Origin of the sequence: Vibrio sp. 1167 (assembly GCF_033340375.1) — a bacterium.
GTDB lineage: Bacteria > Pseudomonadota > Gammaproteobacteria > Enterobacterales > Vibrionaceae > Vibrio > Vibrio alginolyticus.
Window position 1 is genome coordinate 1 of sequence record NZ_JAWOWK010000075.1, and the last position, 1,222, is coordinate 1,222.

General features: G+C 45.9%; 1 protein-coding gene. It reads right to left on the reverse strand.

Annotated elements, in window-relative coordinates; genetic code table 11:
- The coding region (locus R7Z78_RS24470) for a 3-hydroxyacyl-CoA dehydrogenase NAD-binding domain-containing protein (RefSeq protein ID WP_318117039.1) at positions 1 to 1,222 on the reverse strand (1,222 nt) is incomplete at both ends.

Sequence of the window (1,222 nt, forward strand, 5' to 3'; positions counted from 1 at the left end):
TCCGTCGCATGGCGCATAACGATCGCCATATTTCGATGCAAATTCGTTCATTTTCTCAACCAGTTCTTTCAAACCGAATTGATCCATATAACGGAATGGCCCGCCAAGGAATGGAGGGAAGCCAATACCAAAAATCGCACCAATATCGCCATCGCGCGGAGAGCGAATAATACCGTCGTCCAAGCATCGTACTGCTTCATTAAGCATTGGCAGTACACAGCGCAACGCAATATCGTTATCGCTGAGCTTCGATTCTGGCGTCAGTTTGAGTAGCTTGTAGATGGATTTATCGACTTCTTTCTTCTTACCTTTGTAAGTGTAGAAACCTTTCCCGCTCTTACGTCCTTTGCGACCGTCATTCAATAAGATATCGAATACATCAGGACCTTTGAATCGCTCGCCCAACTCATTGACCAGAATCGGCATGATCTTCGCGCCAATATCAACACCAACTTCATCAAGTAACGTGATTGGCCCAACAGGGAAGCCGAAATCCAACAGCGCACCATCTAACTTCTCAATCGGCTCATTTGCCAGCAAGATATGCGCAGCTTCATTCATGTAAGGCGCAAGAATGCGGTTTACGTAAAAGCCAGCTTTGTCCTTCACAACGATTGGGGTTTTACCCTGCTTCTTAGCCAATGCGACAACTGTCGAAATGGTTTCATCAGACGTTGTTTCATGCGGAATCACTTCCACCAGCGGCATTTTTTCTACTGGGCTAAAGTAATGTAAACCGACGATGTTTTCTGGTCGCTCTGCCTTTTCTGCAATCTTGTGGATTGGTAACGAAGACGTGTTCGTAGCAAAAATAGTTTCAGATTTTGCGTTTGCTTCAATGTCCGCAACCATCTGTTGTTTTAGATCCAAGTCTTCGAAAACCGCTTCGATCACAACATCAATGTGGTTGTAACTTGTAAAGTCTACGCCACCTGACAGTTGCAACATCTTCGCCTGTAAATCGGCTTTCGACAGGATGCGACGTTTACGCTGCTTCTCAAACAACTTGTAGTTGTAGTTAAGTGCATTCAACACACCGTCATTGCTCACATCTTTGATTCGAACAGGCACTTTTGCTTTTGCTACCGTTACATGACTGATCCCAGCGCCCATTAAGCCGCCACCAAGAACACCCACTTTTTTCACCGCTGCAGGCTGTGCATCCGTGCCGTGTTCCTTCTTCATTTCAGTAGTCGCGAAGAAGATAGAGCGCAATGCCTTC